Genomic DNA, 16534 nt, shown 5'->3' on the forward strand with positions numbered 1-16534 from the left:
AGCCTCGCCGACGGGAGGTACGGACGGCAGGGACGGCGGGCTGTGATCGGCGATGACAGATGTCATACCGGGCGGGTGAAGGGGCCGCCCGGGGGGGGTGACGACCGGTACACCCGCGTCCGCGCGGCCCCGGGTCCGTCGCATACGCCACCGCCCCGCCCGGAGGACCCGGACGGGGCGGTGTGCGGAAACGCTTCGGGCAGGCCCGGTCAGCCCTGGCCGGTGAGGTCGATCGTGACGGTGCGTTCCGCGGTGGTCTTGCCGAGCAGCGCCGTCTGCATGGCCTTGGCCACGTCGTCGGCTCCGATCGGGTGCTGCTTGCCGTCGGCCTTGAGCGCCGTGACGCCGTCGAAGACGCCGTCGCAGAGGGTCTCGATGGCCTTCTTGTCGTAGTACGGCACCAGCTTGCCGTCGACCGGCTTCATCGACAGGATCTGCGGCAGGGAGCGCGCCGGGCCGAACTGGATCTCCTTGCCGCCGGCCTGGATGGTGATCAGGTCGGACATGGCGGGCTCCGCGAACTCCTTCATCGCCCGGTCGAGTTCGGCCTGGGTGATGGTGGGCTGCTGGGTGACGACCGGCAGCTCCACGACGGCGGAGGTACCCGTCTGCACCTGGGCGCGGTAGGCGTCCCGTACGGCGATGATCGACTGGTTGACGTCGATCCCCTTGCCCGGCTTGCCCGCCACCGGCTCGGCCTTGTTCGGCTCGAACTCGATGGTGCCGTCGGTCGCGGAACCGGACTGGCCCGACAGGGCGTTGAGCGCCGCGCCGAGCTTCTCCTCGTCGACCGGGATCACCGGGTCGGCCGGGCGTGCCCCGCCGAAGAGGGAGGTGATCACGGAGACGGGGTTGTAGTCGCTGCCCGCCGCCTCGCGCACGGTCTCCTCGCTGTCCAGCTCCAGGCCGGCCTTCTCCGGGGAGAGTGCCGTCTGCTTGCCGTCGACCGAGAGCTTCAGCGGCGCCTGGGCGCGCTTGCCGAACTCGGCGTCGAGCTTGCTCACCGCCTCGGTCCTGGTGCCCCCGCCGATGTCCAGACCGAGAACCGTGGTGCCCTTGGGGACCTCGGAGTGGTTCATCAGCAGGCCCGCGCCGTACGCGACGCCCGCCAGGACGACGACCGCGACGCCGAGCAGGACCGTCTTGGACCGGCCCTTGCGGGCGGGCGCGGCGGCCGGCTGGGCCGGGCGCGGAGCGGTGGGACCCGAGGGCCCCTGCGGTGCGGCGTTCGGCCCGTCCGCACCCTCGGGGCGGGGCGGGAACAGCCGCGGGCCGCCGGGCACGACGGGGATGCCGCCGGTGAGGGTGTCACCGGAGACGTGTCCGCCGCCCGGGACGGGTGCGGGGGCCTGCGGGGTCAGGATCGCGGTGTCGTCGGAGAGCCGGGGCACGGAGCCCGGAACACCGGCGCCGCCGGGACCGCCCTGCGCGCCGGAACCACCCGGGGCACCGGGGCCGCCCGGGACCGTGAGGCCGGGCCGGCCCTGCCCCGCGGGGTTCCCGAGGCCCGGAATTCCGAGGCCCGGGATTTCGAGGCCGGGAGTTCCGTGGCTGGGCGTGCCGGGGCCACCGGCACCGGGCGTCGGGAAGCCGGCGGTGCCGGCCGCCGGTCCGGTCGTGGAGCCGGCCGGGCCGGGGGGACGCGTCCCGAGGTCGGGCGTGGGCCGGCCGGAGTCGGTCAGGTCCGCGTCGATGCTGTCCAGGGCGCTCCGGCCGGCCGGAGGAGCGGCGGGGAAGCCGCTCTGCGGGCCGTCGAAGTACGGCGAACCGTCACGCGGGCCGGACTGCGGCTCCGCTCCGGCGGGACCGGGCACGGTTCCCCCGGCAGGACCACCGGCGGACGTGCCCGGGGTGCCCAGCACGGAGTTGGTGGCCGGGGTCTTGCGCGGGGCGAACCAGTCGCTGGTGGGCTTCTCCTTGGCGGACGGCTCGGCCGGCGTCCCCTCGGGGTCACCGCCCTCGCGCGTCTCCGCGGCGGACGCGGTCTCACCGGCCGGCTGCCCGGGAGCGGGGGTCCCCGCGCCCGGGAGCGGCGTGACGGCGGTGCGCTCGGGGTCGGGGGCGTTGTCGCCCTCCGCCATCGGCGTACGCATCACGACGGGCGGGATCGGCCGCGAACCGGGGATGTTGATCCGGATGCGCGTCGTCAGGGTCGTCTCGGTCCTGGGCTCGTCGGGCCGTGACGACCGGGGGGATTCCTGGGCGGACTCCGGTGCGGGGTCCACGCCGTCCTGCGTCGGGTGCAACGACGGGTACTGGCGTGATCCGTACGGCGGCGTGCCCGACGGATAGGCGGCACCACCGCGCCCCTGGGGCCCGGAGGACGAACTGTCAGTTTCACGACTCAAAGCAGGTTCTCCCGATTGGCTCCGCCGCCCGTACTTCCCCCATGCCGCAGGCCAGGGGACGGCTCGGCGCGCGCACCACCATACTGGCCGCCGCGCACGGGCGTTTCACGGCCGGTGGAAACCTCCACCGGCGCCTCACACCTGTGGATGCCCCCGAGCTGCCGCTCAAGGCATGTCACCGGCCTGAACGTTGCTGGCCGTTGGCCGAAACCGGCCCCTTGTCGATGGTGGCACAGATCACAGCGACCACCATCCCTCCGAGGACGAAGAGAGCCAGACCGATCTCGTCGCCGCCCCCGAAGAAGTAGTCGCCCTCGGGGCGTCCGTTGAGCGCCACCACCACCGCGATCAGCCAGCCGGCGGCGGGCGCGAAGGCGCCGAGCTGCGTACGGGTGAGGACGCGCCCGCCGTAGAAGACTCCCGCCGCACCGGCCAGCGCCAGCAGCAGACCGCCGGGGAACCAGGCCCCCTGGACCAGCGAACCGGCCAGCGAGACCAGGGCCCCGAGGACCGCGAGACCGACGTACGCGCCGATCCGGCGGGGGTTGAGCGGTGCGGCGATCCCGGTGGGCTCCGGCGCCCGGGGCGGTGCGTTGGTGCGCGGGGCGCGGGCCTCGGCGCGGGCCCGGTCCTTCTTGCCGCTCATGCCCGCACCCCCGCGTCCGCGGCGGCCTCGGGCAGCCCCGCGAAGAGGTCGCGCTCGCGCGGACCGTCACCGCCCCGCACGCCGTGGACGAGTTGGTAGTACTCGGTGGTGAAGAGGGGCTGGCCCTTGTCGTTGGAGAGGGTGAACCAGGGCTCGTGCACGGTGACCTGGGTGGCGTGGGCCCGCATGGCCGCCGCCTTCGCCGCCGCGTGCGCCGGGCCGCCGTCGATCTCCGTGGTGATCACCGACTCGTCGGTCACCCCGGGCACCTCGTCGATCCCGGCGATCCCGCCGAACACCGCGGGCGCCTCGGCCCGGAGCCGGGCGAACGCCTCCTCGGCGACCGGGCGGGGCATCCGGTTCCAGTAGATCTTCGCGATGGCGTGCGGCGCGTCAGGGGCTCCGGAGCCGGTGGTGTACCCGGGGTCGGCGGCGAGTTCGGCCGCGCGCATCGCCACCCGGTGCGCCTGGACGTGGTCGGGGTGGCCGTATCCGCCGTCCGGGTCGTACGTCACCAGGACCTGCGGGCGGACCTCACGGACGACGTCCACCAGCGGGGCCGCCGCGTCGTCGACGGCGGTGTCCCAGAACGCGCCGGGGCGGTGGTTCTGCTCGGTGCCCATCATCCCGGAGTCGCGATACCGGCCCGGGGCGCCGAGGAAGCGGTGGTCGGTGACCCCCAGCTCCTTCATGGCGGCGGCGAGTTCGCCCACGCGGTACGGGCCCAGCGCGTCGTCCCGGTCGGCCGTGAGATGCGCCAGCGACGGCGGGATGACCTCGCCCTCCTCGCCCAGGGTGCAGGTCACGAGCGTGACGTGGGCGCCCTCGGAGGCGTACTTGGCCATGGTGGCGCCGTTGTTGATCGACTCGTCGTCGGGGTGCGCGTGCACGAGCAGCAGACGGCGGGCGGGAAGGTCCTTCATGAGGACCACCCTACGAGCCCGGCGCACCCTCCGGACGTCGGCGTCCTCGGTTCACACGACCGGGGCGCCCGACGGCACGAGGTCCGAGGCCCCCGGACGCGTCCGGGGGCCTCGGACCTCGTGCGCGCGCCGGGCGGTCAAGCCCCTGGGCCGTCCGGAGGCGGCCCGTCAGAACTTGATGCTGCCGATCATGCCCGCGACGTTCGACGTGAGGTCCGCGATCGTCGGGGCGATGGAAGAACTCGCCAGATAGAACCCGAGCAGCATGCAGATCGCCGCGTGTCCGCCCTTGAGCCCGGATTTCCGGATCAGCAGGAAGACGACGATCGCCAGCAGCACTACCGCCGAAATCGAGAGTGCCACGGCGGTTCACCTCCATCAGTACGGTCGCGACGGAAACATCGGACAGATCGAACACATCGGGTCTGGACGGACAGCGGTCGGGCAGCAACGAAGAGCCCAGCAGGTTCCTACCCACCGAGCGCTACGGATCATAACTATCCGTGCCACGGCATTGTCCGGGTCACGGCAGCACAAGGGGGCGCACGGACGGCGGCCCTCCGGCTAGGTTTCGGCCCATGACCTCGCAGAAGCTGTCTTTTCCCCTCCAGCACGCACGGACCCAGCGATTCACCCGCGGTGCGCCCCGGGCCTTCTCCGTCTCACCTGACGGGACGCGGGTCGTCTTCCTGCGCTCCTCCTCGGGTACGGATCCGGTCAACCGGCTCTGGGTGCTGGACCCTTCCACCGGCCAGGAACGCGTCGCCGCCGACCCCGGGGCCCTGCTGGGCGGTTCGTCGGAGGAGCTGTCGCCGCAGGAGCGGGCCCGGCGCGAACGCACCCGTGAGGGCGGCGCCGGCATCGTCGGGTACGCGGTGGACGCCGAGGCGGAGTTGGCCGCCTTCGCGCTCTCCGGCACGGTGTACGTGGCCGAATTGCGCGCCGGTACGGCACGGGCGCTGCCCGTCCCAGGACCGGTGATCGACCCCCGCCCCTCCCCCGACGGCAGGCACGTCGCCTACGTCGTGCGGGGCGCGCTGCGGGTGGTCGGTGCGGACGGGACCGGGGACCGGGCGGTGGCCGAACCGGAGGAGGAGCACCTCACCTACGGGCTGGCGGAGTTCGTCGCGGCCGAGGAGATGGACCGGCACCGGGGCTTCTGGTGGTCGCCGGAGTCGGACCGGCTGCTGGTGGCCCGGGCGGACGACAGCCCGGTCCGGCGCTGGTGGATCGCCGACCCGGCGCACCCGGAGCGCAGGCCGGCCGAGGTCGCCTACCCGGCGGCGGGCACCCCGAACGCCGGGGTCCGGCTCTTCCTCATGGACCTGGCGGGCGGGCGCACCGAGGTGGAGTGGGACCGGGCGCGCCACCCGTACCTGGCCCGGGTCCACTGGTCGTCGGCGGGTGCGCCGCTGCTGCTGGTCCAGGCCCGTGACCAGCGCGGTCAGCTGTACCTGGCGGTGGACCCGGAGACCGGGGCGACCCGGACCGTGCACGCGGACGAGGACCCCGTGTGGCTGGATCTTTTCGGTGGGGTGCCCGCGTGGACCCCGGACGGGCGGCTCGTACGGATCGCGGACGAGGCGGGGGCCCGGGTCCTGCACGTCGGCGACCGGGCGCTGACCGGGGCACGGCTGCACCTCCAGGCGGTCCTGGACATCGGCGGGTCCGACATCCTGGTGCAGGCGGTGGCGGGCGAGGAGGCCGCCGCACCGGAGACCGGCGAGAGCCATGTGTACCGGGTGAACGAACTGGGCGTCGAACGGATGTCGGAAGGGGTAGGCGTCCACTCGGCGGTCCGCTCCGGCCCCCTGACGGTGCTGTTCTCCACCTCCCTGGAGCGCCCCGGCGCGACCGTACGCGTCCTGCGGGACGGCAAGCAGGTCGCCGAGGTGGCCAGCCACGCCCAGGAACCCGTGTTGCGGGCCCGTCCGGTCCTCACCGAAGGGGGCGCACGGCGCATTCCGTGCGCCGTACTCCTGCCCACCGGCTATCAGGAGTCGGATGGTCCGCTCCCGGTGCTGATGGACCCGTACGGCGGCCCGCACGGCCGCCGTGTGGTCGCCGCGTACAACGCCCACCTCACCTCCCAGTGGTTCGCCGACCAGGGCTTCGCGGTGGTCGTGGCCGACGGCCGGGGTGCCCCGGGCCGCTCCCCCGCCTGGGAGAAGGCCGTACGGGACGATTTCGCGCTCACTCTGGACGACCAGATCGAGGCCCTGCGGGCGCTGGCCGGGCGCTTCCCGCTGGACCTGTCGAAGGTGGCGATGCGCGGCTGGTCGTACGGCGGCTACCTCTCGGGCCTCGCGGTGCTGCGCCGCCCCGACGTGTTCCACGCGGCGGTCGTGGGCGCTCCGGTGACCGACTGGCGGCTCTACGACACCCACTACACCGAGCGGTACCTCGGCGACCCCGCCGAGCAGCCCGAGGTGTACGCGCGCAATTCGCTGGTGACCGACGACGGGCTGTCCGAACCGGCGGACACCGTACGGCCGATGATGATCGTGCACGGCCTGGCCGACGACAACGTGGTGGTCGCGCACGCCCTGCGGCTCTCCTCCGCGCTGCTGGCGGCGGGACGCCCGCACGAGGTGCTGCCGCTGAGCGGGGTCACGCACATGACCCCGCAGGAGCAGGTCGCGGAGAACCTGCTCCTGCTCCAGGTGGAGTTCCTCAGGCGGTCCCTGGGCCTGCCCGCGGCGGGCTGACCGGCGGCAGGCCGACCGGGAGCGGGCCGACGGGCAGGCCCCCCGGGCTCACCAGCCGCGCGGCGGCGACGAGGGCGGCGGCGGGGAGGACGGGGGCGACGGGGGCGGGGGCGGCGGTGACGGGGGCGGCGGCCCGAAGCCGCCACCCGGTGGAGGGCCGTATCCCGGACCGGCGCCCTCCGCCGGGCCCTGCCCGTAGTCCTGCCGGGAGTTCTGCCCGGAGTCCTGTCCGTAGTTCTGCCCGGAGTCCTGCCCGGTGCCGTACCCCCCGTCCTGCCCGGCGGACGGGTAGCCGTACCCCGCGCCGCCCGCGTACGGGGAGCCGGACGTCTGCGGGTACCCGGAGCCCGGGGCCGACGACGGGTACGGATAGCCGTAGCCGGGGGCCCGGCCGGGAGGCTCCAGGGGCGGGTAGCCGTACCCCGGGGCACCCGGCCCCCATCCCTCGCCCGGTCCGCCCTCGGCCTCGGGCCGCCCGGGGAGGGCGGCCACCAGGAGCGCGACGACCCCCGCGAGGGGGAGGAACACCCAGGTGGCCATGGTCAGTTGCGCTTCCAGCCCCACGTCGGAGAACGTCCCGAACAGGTCCAGCCGGATGCCGCGGGCGATGCCGAGAGCGCCGGAGAGCAGCAGGAAGGGTGCGGCGACCATGGCGAACGGCCGGGAGTGCACGGCGCGCACGAGCGCCGAGACCGCGGCGAACAGGGCGAGCAGCGCCACGGTCACGGTGGACCAGCCGCCCGGTGGGTCGACGAGCGTGCTGCCGGCCACCCGCCCGCCGATGTACCAGTCGGGGTAGAGCTCGGCCGGGTAGACGAAGAACTGCCGGATCTCCCAGGCGATCACCACCAACCCGGCGGTCCCGAGCGCGAGGAAGGCGACGACCGCGGCGCCCGCGGTGGGCCGGGTCGGCGCGAGGAGCCCCACCTCCTCGGCGGGCCGTCGTCCGGCCGAAGCGGTCACGATCATGGCGATCGCGACCGCCAGGGTGAGGGCGGTGCAGATCGTCGCGCGCAGGCGGAGCTCGTCGGAATAACCGCCCATCCACGAGGCGGTGGTGGTCCAGACGCCGGGAAGCCGCAACACCAGAGTGGTCGCGCCGGTGGCGACCAGCGCCCCGGCGGCGGCCGGCGAGCGGGGCACGACGAAGGCGGTGACCACCTGGACGAGGAGGAGGACCAGCGTGCCGCCGGTCGTGGCGGGGATTCCGGTGGGGAAGCGCTCGGGCGTCCCGGACCAGAAGTCCCAGAGGGGGCCGGGTCCGCCGAGGACCCGCAGGTCCCGGACGATCCAGCCGAGGTTGATCAGAGCGAGCACGGCGCTGAGGACCGTGCCCGTGATGCGGGCTCCCCGTGTGAGTGTCACGGCAGGATCCTCTACCGCGCGGGACCACCCGACAAGGGGGCCGGAGGGCCGGGAAACGGGCAACCGGCCGGGACGACACGAAGTCGTCCCGGCCGGTCCACGGCACCCGCACGGCCGTACGCTGTCCATGATGCGGCGTTCGTATATCGGTGTGGCGACAGCCAAGTTGCCTCACTGTTAACGATGTTCCCCGCCGCCCGGCCCCTGGCCCGCACCCGGGTCCGTACCGGGATCCGGGGCCGTACCAGGATCCGGGGCCGCCGTACCGGGATCCGGGGCCGCCGTACCGGGATCCGTACCCGGAGCCGGTTCCGTACCTGAATCCGCGCCCGGAGCCGTGTCCGCACCCCGGTCCGTCTCCGTCCCCGGCGGCAGCACCCGTTCGTCCTCCACCGCGACCACCTGCTTCTCCTCCGCGAAGTGGCAGGCCGAGTCGTGGTGGGGCGGGCCCTGGACCGCCGTGAACGCCTCCGGGACGGCGAGCAACGGCTCCTCCACCGCGCACCGCTCCTGCGCCTTCCAGCACCGGGTGCGGAAGCGGCAGCCGGAGGGCGGGTTGGCGGGCGAGGGCACGTCCCCGTGCAGGATGATGCGCTCCCGGTGCTCGCGGGCCTCCGGGTCGGGCACCGGGACGGCGGAGAGCAGCGCCTGGGTGTACGGGTGCGTCGGGTGGTCGTAGATCTCCTCCTCGGTGCCGATCTCGACGATCCTGCCGAGGTACATCACCCCGACCCGGTCCGAGATGTGCCGGACGATGGACAGGTCGTGGGCGATGAAGACGAAGCTGAGGTTGAACTCGGCCTGGAGGCGGTCCAGCAGGTTGACGACCTGCGCCTGCACGGAGACGTCGAGGGCGGAGACGGGTTCGTCGGCCACGATGATCTCGGGGTTGAGGGCGAGGCCGCGGGCGATGCCGATGCGCTGGCGCTGGCCGCCGGAGAACTGGTGCGGATAGCGGTTGATGTACTCGGGGTTGAGCCCCACCACGTCCAGCAGGTCCTGCACCCGCTGCCGCCGGCTGCCCTTCGGGGCGACCTCGGGGTGGATCTCGTACGGCTCGCCGATGATGTCGCCGACCGTCATGCGCGGGTTGAGCGAGGTGTACGGGTCCTGGAACACCATCTGGATGTTCCGGCGGACCGCCTTCAGCGCCCGGCCGGACAGCTTGGTGACGTCCTCGCCCTTGTAGCGGATGACACCGGCGGTGGGGCGTTCGAGGTGGACCAGCATCTTGGCGACGGTGGACTTGCCGCAGCCCGACTCCCCCACGATGCCGAGGGTCTCGCCCGCCGAGAGGTCGAAGGTGACCCCGTCGACGGCCTTGACCGCACCGACCTGCTTCTTGAACACGATGCCCTGGGTGAGCGGGTAGTGCTTGGCGAGGTCGCGGACCTGGAGGATCGGTTCTCCCTCGGCCCACGCGGAGAGCCGGCGTGACTCGGAGAGGAGGGTGGCGGCGATCTCGCCCTCCTCGCGCGCCTCCTTCCGGCCCCCGGAGTGGTCAGCGTGCATCGAGCGTCTCCTTCCAGAAGTGGCAGGCGCTCGCGCGGTGCTCGGCCACGTCGTACAGCGGCGGCTCGTCGGTGCGGCACACGTCCCGGGCCAGTGGGCAGCGCGGGTTGAAGGCACAGCCGGGCGGGATGCGCAGCAGGTTCGGGGGGAGTCCCTTGATCGCATACAGCTCCTGGCCCTTCTGGTCCAGGCGCGGGATCGACTGGAGGAGGCCCTTGGTGTACGGGTGCGCGGGGGCCTTGTAGATCTCGTGCACGGGGGCGGTCTCGACGATCCGGCCCGCGTACATCACGGCGATCTTGTCGGCGACGTCGGCGACCACACCGAGGTCGTGGGTGATCAGGATCAGGCCCATGCGGTACTCCTGCTGGAGTTCCGCGAGCAGCTCCATGACCTGCGCCTGGACCGTCACGTCGAGGGCCGTGGTCGGCTCGTCGGCGATGATCAGCGCGGGTTCCAGCGCCATCGCCATGGCGATCATGATGCGCTGGCGCATACCGCCCGAGAACTGGTGCGGGTAGTTCCCGATCCGCTCCTTGGCCGCCGGGATGCGGACCCGGTCCATCAGCTCGATCGACTTCCGGCGGGACTCCTTGCGGGACATCCCCCGGTGCACCCGGAACATCTCGCCGAGCTGGTCGCCGACGGTGAGCACGGGGTTCAGGGAGGAGAGCGCGTCCTGGAAGATCATGGCCATCTCCTGGCCCCTGATCCTGCGCCGCTCGTCCTTCTTGAGCTTCAGCAGGTCGCGGCCCTTGAAGAGGACCTCGCCGCCGCTGATCTTCCCGGGCGGCATGTCGAGGATGCCCATGATCGCCTGCGCGGTGACCGACTTGCCCGAGCCGGACTCGCCGAGCACGGCGAGCGTCTCCCCCTCGTCCACCGAGTAGTTGACGCCGTTGACGGCCTTGGCGACGCCGTCCCGGGTGTGGAACTCCACGTGCAGATCGCGCACTTCCAGCAGCATGGCAGCGGACTCCTCAGCGCAGCTTGGGGTCGAGGGCGTCGCGCACCGCGTCGCCGAGCATGATGAACGACAGCACGGTGACCGCCAGCGCTCCCGCGGGCCACAGCAGCATGTGCGGGGCGTTGCGGATGTAGTTGGACGCGGCGGAGATGTCGATGCCCCAGGAGACGGCGGGTTCCTTCAGGCCGACGCCGAGGTAGGAGAGGGTCGCCTCCAGGGAGATGTACGTGCCGAGCGCGATGGTCGCCACGACGATGACGGGGGCGATGGCGTTCGGGGCGACGTGGCGGAGCAGCATCCGCGAGTTCGAGGCGCCCAGCGCGCGGGCCGCCTGGACGTAGTCGTTCTGTTTGGCGGTGATGACGGAGCCGCGGGCGATGCGGGCGATCTGCGGCCAGCCGAGCAGGACGATGAAGCCGACGACGGGCCAGACGGTGGAGCTGGTGACGACGGAGAGGAAGACCAGACCGCCGAGGACCACCGGGATGCCGAAGAAGACGTCGGTGATGCGGGAGAGCACCGCGTCCCAGCCGCCGCCGAAGAACCCGGCGAGTCCGCCGAGGATGCTGCCCAGGATGCCGACGCCGAGGGTGGCGCAGACGCCGATGGTGACGGAGGTGCGGGCTCCGTAGACCACGCGGGTGTAGACGTCGCGGCCCTGCCCGTCGAAGCCGAAGGGGTGTCCGGGCTCCCGGCCCTTCTGGGCGTCGGAGAGGTCGGCCTGGAGGGGGTCGCCGTCGGCGATGAGGGACGGCCAGATGGAGATGACCACCAGGAAGAGGATGACCAGGCCGGAGACGATGAAGACCGGGTTGCGCCGCAGGTCGCGCCAGGCGTCGGACCAGAGGCTGCGGGGCTTCTCGGAGGGGCCCCCGCCGTCGTGGCCGGGCGGCCTCTCCAGCGTCTCGCCCTCTTCGAGGGCCAGGTCCATGGGCCCGCCGGCTCCCGCCGGTGAGATCGCCCCGTCCTGCGAGTACGGCTCGGGCTCAGGCATAGCGGATCCTCGGGTCGAGTACGGCGTACAGGAGGTCGACGATCAGGTTGGCCGCCAGGAAGACGAGGACCAGGACGGTGACGAACCCGACGACGGTCTGGGTGTTCTGGCGCAGGATGCCCTGGTAGAGCTGGTAGCCGACGCCGTGGATGTTGAAGATCCGCTCGGTGACGATGGCGCCGCCCATCAGGGCGCCCACGTCCGTACCGATGAAGGTGATGACCGGGATCAGCGAGTTGCGCAGCAGGTGCCGCACGATCACCCGGCGCCGGGGCAGCCCCTTGGCGGTGGCGGTGCGTACGTAGTCGGCGCGGGCGTTCTCGGCGATGGAGGACCGGGTGAGCCGTGCGACGTAGGCGAGCGAGACCGAGGCGAGGACGAGACCGGGGACGATCAGTTCGTCCAGCGGGGCGGCCGAGGAGACCGAGGGGCTGATGATGCCCCACTTCACGCCGAGCAGCAGCTGGAGCAGCAGGCCGGTGACGAAGGTCGGGACGGAGATGACGACCAGGGTCAGGATCAGCACGGTGGTGTCGACGGGCCGGCCCCGCTTCAGGCCGGTGAGGACGCCGAGGCTGATGCCGATGACGATCTCGAAGACGATGGCGACGATGGTGAGCCGGATGGTGATGGGGAACGCGGTGGCCATCAGCTCGGTGACCTTCTGCCCGTTGAACGCGGTGCCGAAGTCGCCGGTGAAGACGTTGCCCATGTAGGTCAGGTACTGCTGCCAGACGGGCTTGTCGAGGCCGAACTCGGACCGCAGCTGGGCGGCGGTGGCGGGGTCGCACTGGCGGTCGCCGCAGAGACCCGCGATGGGGTCGCCCATCACGTTCACCATGAGGAAGATCAGCAGCGTGGTGCCGAAGAAGACCGGGATCATCTGCAGCAGTCGCCGGATCACATAACGTCCCATGTGGGGCTCCGGGGGGTCGGGGCGGAAGCGGGGGCCGGGACGGGGAAGCCGGGTGACCGGGGCGGTGCTCCGCCCCGGTCACCCGGCTTCAGCGGGTCACTTGACCTTGATCTCGTTGTAGACGGGGACGCTGAAGACGTTCAGCGCGACGTTCGAGACCCGGTCGGAGTAGCCGGCGCTGCCGTTCTGGTACCAGAGCGGGATGACCGGCATCTGCTCGACGAGCACCTGCTCGGAGTCCTGGAAGGTCTTCACCGCGTCGGCCTTGTCGGTCTCGGCGTTGGCCTTGTCGACGAGGTCGTCGAACTCCTGGTTGCTCCACTTGCCGTCGTTGGACGAGGCGTTGGTGTAGTAGAGCGGCTGGAGGAAGTTCTGGATGAGCGGGTAGTCCATCTGCCAGCCCGCGCGCCAGGCGCCGTGCAGCTTCTGCTGGGAGACCTGGTTGCGGAAGTCGGCGAAGGTGCCGACGGGGCCGCCGACACAGGCCCGGTTGTTGTCCAGCGCCTTGTTGATGCTGTTGCAGACGGCGTCGACCCACTCCTTGTGGGAACCGGTGTCGGCGTTGTACGAGATCTTCAGCTGGCCGCCGGGGATGCCGCCGGCGTCGCTGATCATCTTCTTGGCCGCGTCGGCGTCGTACTCGCACTCCTTGCCGCACAGGCCCTTCTTGAAGCCGCCCTCCTCGCCGAGGACCGGGGAGGTCCAGTCGGAGGCGGGGGTCCGGGTCTGGTGGAAGATCTGGTCGGTGATCTGCCGGCGGTTGATCGCCATCGACAGCCCCTGGCGGACCTTGCGGCCGTTCTCGGAGTCCCACTCCTTGTCGTAGAAGGGGAAGGCGAGGGTCTGGATGATGCCGGCCGGGGTGTTGATGTAGCGGTCGCCGAGGTCGGACTGGACGTTGGTGAGCTGGGAGGCGGGGATGTCGTCGACGAGGTCGAGGTTGCCCGCGGTCAGGTCGGTGTAGGCGGTGTTGTTGTCGGTGTAGACCTTGAGGTCGATGCCGCCGTTCGCCGCCTTGTCGTCGCCGGGGTACTTGTCCCAGCGGCGCAGGTTCATCGACGAGCCCTTGGCGTACTGATCGATGGTGTAGGGGCCGTTGCCGACGGGCTTGGAGAGCCAGCCGTCGTGGTCGTCGAAGAAGCTCTGCGGCAGCGGCGAGAAGGCGGCGTAGCCGAGGGTGTCGGGCCAGAGCGAGAACTTCTGCGACAGCTTCACCGTGAAGGTCAGGTCGCCGGTGGTCCTGAGGCCGGAGAGCGAGGTGGCCGAGGCGGAGCCGCTCTCGGGGTGGACCTTCTCGTAGCCGTCGATGTACTGGAAGAAGTAGGCGTTCTTCTGGTTGTTCTTCAGCGCGGCGCCGTAGTTCCAGGCGTCGACGAAGGACTTCGCGGTGACCTTCTCGCCGTTGGAGAAGGTCCAGCCGTCCTTGACCGTGATGGTGTAGTTCGTCGCGTCGCTGGTCTCGATCTTGTCGGCGAGCATGTTCTTGGCCTCGCCGGTCTTCGGGTCGTACCGCTTGAGACCCCGGAAGAGCATGTCGAGGACCTTGCCGCCCTGCACCTCGTTGGTGTTCGAGGGCTCCAGGGGGTTCTGCGGGTCGCCCCAGGAGGAACTGACGATCCCGTCGGCGCCACCGCCGCCACTGCCGCTGTCGTCGCCCCCGCCACAGGCCGTCGCGGCCAGTGCGACGGCCACCGCGCATGCGGCCCACTTGACGTGTGTGGCTCCGCGCATGGAGTGCCTCCTATGAGTCCTATGGGTAGCTCAGCCCATCGGAACCCATGCGCACCCCGGCCGCATGTTCACGTCGCCCGTACGGGGCGGGCGCTCCGGGCCGTACGCCGTCAGAACCCTTCGCCGTCACGCACGCACACCGCCCGGTACGCCGACGGGCCCGTGCGCGGGGAACGCCGGAGCGTTCCGCGCGCACGGGCCCGTGCGGGGTGTCGGGGGTCAGGCCGCGTGGACGACGTCCTTCTCCTCGGCGAAGTGGCATGCCGAAGCGTGCGCCGCCGGGGTGTCCACGGACTTGAACCGCTCGGGGATCGCGAGCAGCGGGGTCTCCGCGGCGCACTTGTCCTGCGCCTTCCAGCACCGGGTGCGGAAGCTGCAGCCGGACGGCGGGTTCGCCGGCGAGGGGACGTCACCGGTGAGGATGATCCGCTCGCGGCCCTCGCGGGCCTCCGGGTCGGGGACCGGGACCGCCGACAGCAGCGCCTGGGTGTAGGGGTGCGTCGGGTGGTCGTAGATCTCCTCGTCCGAGCCGATCTCCGCCATCTTGCCGAGGTACATGACCCCGACCCGGTCGGAGATGTGCCGGACGATGGACAGGTCGTGCGCGATGAAGAGGTAGGAGAGGTTGAACTCGTCCTGCAGCTTCCCCATCAGGTTGATGACCTGGGCCTGCACCGAGACGTCGAGCGCGGAGACCGGCTCGTCGCAGATGATGATCTCCGGGTTGAGCGCGAGGCCGCGGGCGATGCCGATGCGCTGGCGCTGACCGCCGGAGAACTGGTGCGGGTACCGGTTGATGTACTCCGGGTTCAGGCCGACGACGTCCAGCAGCTCCTGCACCTTGCGGCGCCGGTCGCCCTTCGGGGCCACCTCGGGGTGGATCTCGAAGGTCTCGCCGATGATGTCGCCGACCGTCATGCGCGGGTTGAGCGAGGTGTACGGGTCCTGGAACACCATCTGGATGTTCCGGCGGACCGCCTTCAGCGCCCGGCCGGACAGCTTGGTGATGTCCTGGCCCTTGTAGAAGACCTCGCCGGCCGTGGCCCGCTCCAGCGTCATCAGGAGCTTCGCGACCGTGGACTTGCCACAGCCGGACTCGCCCACGATGCCGAGGGTCTCGCCCGCGTACAGGTCGAACGAGACGCCGTCCACGGCCTTGACCGCGCCGACCTGCTTCTTGAACAGGATGCCCTGGGTCAGCGGGAAGTGCTTGACCAGGTTGCGGACCTGGAGGATCGGCTCGCCCTGCGCCACCGGGGCGTCGATGGCGGCGACCGCCTCGGCCTCCGTGGCCGCGTCGACCGTCTCCACCGGGGTGACGCTCGGGGTGGCGTCCACGGACTTCTTCTCGATGTCAGCCATGGATCGTCTCCTTCCAGAAGTGGCAGGCGCTGCCGCGCCCTGCCTGCTCGGCACCGTCCCGGTCGGTCACCTGGTGCAGCAGCGGGATCTCGCTGCGGCAGATGTCCTGCGCCATCGTGCAGCGCGGGTTGAACGCGCAGCCCGAGGGGACGTTGAGCAGGTTCGGCGGCAGGCCCTTGATCGCGAAGAGCTCCTGGCCCTTCTGGTCCAGGCGCGGGATCGACTGGAGGAGGCCCTTGGTGTACGGGTGCGCGGGCGCCTTGTAGATCTCGTGCACCGGCGCGGTCTCGACGATCCGGCCCGCGTACATCACGGCGATCTTGTCGGCGACGTCCGCCACCACACCGAGGTCGTGGGTGATCAGGATCAGGCCCATGTTGTATTCGCTCTGGAGCTCCGAGAGCAGGTCCATGACCTGCGCCTGGACCGTCACGTCGAGGGCCGTGGTCGGCTCGTCGGCGATGATGAGGTCGGGCTCCAGGGCCAGCGCCATGGCGATCATGATGCGCTGGCGCATACCGCCGGAGAACTGGTGCGGGTAGTCCGAGACGCGCGCGGCGGCGGCCGGGATCTTGACCTGGTCCATCAGCTCGATGGACCTGGCCCGCGCCTCCTTCTTGGAGAGTCCCCGGTGCACGCGGAACATCTCGCCGAGCTGGTACCCCACGCTCAGCACGGGGTTGAGCGAGGACAGCGCGTCCTGGAAGATCATCGCGATCTTCCGGCCGCGGATCTTCCGGCGCTCCTCGTTGGACATCTTGAGCATGTCCTGGCCGCGGAAGAGGATCTCGCCCTGCGGGATCCTGCCCGGCGGCATGTCGAGGATGCCCATGATCGCCTGCGCGGTCACGGACTTGCCCGAGCCCGACTCGCCGAGCACGGCGAGCGTCTCGCCGGCGTCCACCGAGTAGTTGACACCGTTGACGGCCTTGGCCACGCCGTCCCGGGTGTGGAACTCCACGTGCAGGTCACGTACTTCGAGCAGGGGGCCGACGTGGTCGTCCCCCGAGCGCGCGGCCGGGATTTCTACGAGTTGATCGATGCTGGTCACGTGCGCCCTCC

At 71.4% G+C, this 16534-nt stretch carries 13 protein-coding genes; 1 reads left to right on the plus strand and 12 read right to left on the minus strand.

The features are described from left to right. Positions 1–209: 209 nt before the first annotated feature. The 4 genes from ACFZAX_RS21700 to ACFZAX_RS21715 form a co-directional block, all read right to left on the minus strand. Positions 210–2348: a hypothetical protein gene (locus ACFZAX_RS21700; protein ID WP_390963491.1), complete on the minus strand. Its 2139-nt coding sequence runs from the start codon at positions 2346–2348 to the stop codon at positions 210–212. A gap of 175 nt (positions 2349–2523) precedes the next feature. After that, positions 2524–2994, minus strand: coding sequence for a DUF6113 family protein (locus ACFZAX_RS21705; protein ID WP_390963493.1), 471 nt, complete (start codon positions 2992–2994; stop codon positions 2524–2526). Continuing rightward, entirely contained in the window at positions 2991–3917 is a 927-nt protein-coding gene (mshB, locus tag ACFZAX_RS21710) for an N-acetyl-1-D-myo-inositol-2-amino-2-deoxy-alpha-D-glucopyranoside deacetylase (RefSeq protein WP_390963495.1), read from the minus strand. The genes ACFZAX_RS21705 and mshB overlap by 4 nt, the downstream gene beginning before the upstream one ends. Positions 3918–4085: 168 nt before the next feature. Beyond that, positions 4086–4280 (minus strand): hypothetical protein, encoded by a 195-nt coding sequence (locus tag ACFZAX_RS21715; RefSeq protein ID WP_266708674.1) that lies wholly within the window; start codon positions 4278–4280, stop codon positions 4086–4088. Positions 4281–4495: 215 nt separating this feature from the next. Between ACFZAX_RS21715 and ACFZAX_RS21720 the strand changes: the two genes are divergently transcribed. After that, positions 4496–6625, plus strand: a complete 2130-nt coding sequence (locus ACFZAX_RS21720) for a prolyl oligopeptidase family serine peptidase (protein ID WP_390963496.1) — start codon at positions 4496–4498, stop codon at positions 6623–6625. Positions 6626–6673: 48 nt separating this feature from the next. Here ACFZAX_RS21720 and ACFZAX_RS21725 read toward each other — a convergent pair whose 3' ends face one another. From ACFZAX_RS21725 to ACFZAX_RS21760, 8 genes are all read right to left on the minus strand, one after another. Then, positions 6674–7990, minus strand: coding sequence for a hypothetical protein (locus ACFZAX_RS21725; protein ID WP_390963497.1), 1317 nt, complete (start codon positions 7988–7990; stop codon positions 6674–6676). A 177-nt stretch (positions 7991–8167) separates the two neighbouring features. Further along, positions 8168–9502: a dipeptide ABC transporter ATP-binding protein gene (locus ACFZAX_RS21730; protein WP_390963499.1), complete on the minus strand. Its 1335-nt coding sequence runs from the start codon at positions 9500–9502 to the stop codon at positions 8168–8170. Then, a complete protein-coding gene (locus tag ACFZAX_RS21735; protein ID WP_390963500.1) occupies positions 9492–10469 on the minus strand; it encodes an oligopeptide/dipeptide ABC transporter ATP-binding protein in 978 nt (325 codons plus the stop codon). The genes ACFZAX_RS21730 and ACFZAX_RS21735 overlap by 11 nt, the downstream gene beginning before the upstream one ends. 13 nt (positions 10470–10482) lie before the next feature. Then, positions 10483–11463, minus strand: coding sequence for an ABC transporter permease subunit (locus ACFZAX_RS21740; RefSeq protein WP_390963502.1), 981 nt, complete (start codon positions 11461–11463; stop codon positions 10483–10485). Next, positions 11456–12379 carry an ABC transporter permease subunit gene (locus ACFZAX_RS21745; RefSeq protein ID WP_390963504.1) on the minus strand — a complete coding sequence of 308 codons (924 nt, stop codon included), beginning with the start codon at positions 12377–12379 and terminating at the stop codon, positions 11456–11458. The genes ACFZAX_RS21740 and ACFZAX_RS21745 overlap by 8 nt, the downstream gene beginning before the upstream one ends. 96 nt (positions 12380–12475) lie before the next feature. Continuing rightward, entirely contained in the window at positions 12476–14110 is a 1635-nt protein-coding gene (locus tag ACFZAX_RS21750; RefSeq protein ID WP_390963505.1) for an ABC transporter substrate-binding protein, read from the minus strand. 219 nt (positions 14111–14329) lie between these two features. Then, on the minus strand, positions 14330–15472 hold the full coding sequence (locus ACFZAX_RS21755) for a dipeptide ABC transporter ATP-binding protein (protein ID WP_390963506.1): 1143 nt from the start codon (positions 15470–15472) through the stop codon (positions 14330–14332). Continuing rightward, a complete protein-coding gene (locus tag ACFZAX_RS21760) occupies positions 15465–16523 on the minus strand; it encodes an oligopeptide/dipeptide ABC transporter ATP-binding protein (RefSeq protein WP_390963507.1) in 1059 nt (352 codons plus the stop codon). Before ACFZAX_RS21760 ends, ACFZAX_RS21755 begins: the two co-directional genes overlap by 8 nt. Positions 16524–16534 lie beyond the last annotated feature (11 nt).

The sequence above is a fragment of the Streptomyces sp. NPDC008125 genome, assembly GCF_042957125.1.
GTDB lineage: Bacteria > Actinomycetota > Actinomycetes > Streptomycetales > Streptomycetaceae > Streptomyces.

Excerpts from the sequence above, each read along its gene's own strand:
- ACFZAX_RS21705 (WP_390963493.1), bottom strand. The coding sequence starts at position 2,994 with ATGAGCGGCAAGAAGGACCGGGCCCGCGCCGAGGCCCGCGCCCCGCGC.
- mshB (WP_390963495.1), bottom strand. The coding sequence starts at position 3,917 with ATGAAGGACCTTCCCGCCCGCCGTCTGCTGCTCGTGCACGCGCACCCC.
- ACFZAX_RS21720 (WP_390963496.1), top strand. The coding sequence starts at position 4,496 with ATGACCTCGCAGAAGCTGTCTTTTCCCCTCCAGCACGCACGGACCCAG.
- ACFZAX_RS21730 (WP_390963499.1), bottom strand. The coding sequence starts at position 9,502 with ATGCACGCTGACCACTCCGGGGGCCGGAAGGAGGCGCGCGAGGAGGGC.
- ACFZAX_RS21735 (WP_390963500.1), bottom strand. The coding sequence starts at position 10,469 with ATGCTGCTGGAAGTGCGCGATCTGCACGTGGAGTTCCACACCCGGGAC.
- ACFZAX_RS21740 (WP_390963502.1), bottom strand. The coding sequence starts at position 11,463 with ATGCCTGAGCCCGAGCCGTACTCGCAGGACGGGGCGATCTCACCGGCG.
- ACFZAX_RS21745 (WP_390963504.1), bottom strand. The coding sequence starts at position 12,379 with ATGGGACGTTATGTGATCCGGCGACTGCTGCAGATGATCCCGGTCTTC.
- ACFZAX_RS21750 (WP_390963505.1), bottom strand. The coding sequence starts at position 14,110 with ATGCGCGGAGCCACACACGTCAAGTGGGCCGCATGCGCGGTGGCCGTC.
- ACFZAX_RS21755 (WP_390963506.1), bottom strand. The coding sequence starts at position 15,472 with ATGGCTGACATCGAGAAGAAGTCCGTGGACGCCACCCCGAGCGTCACC.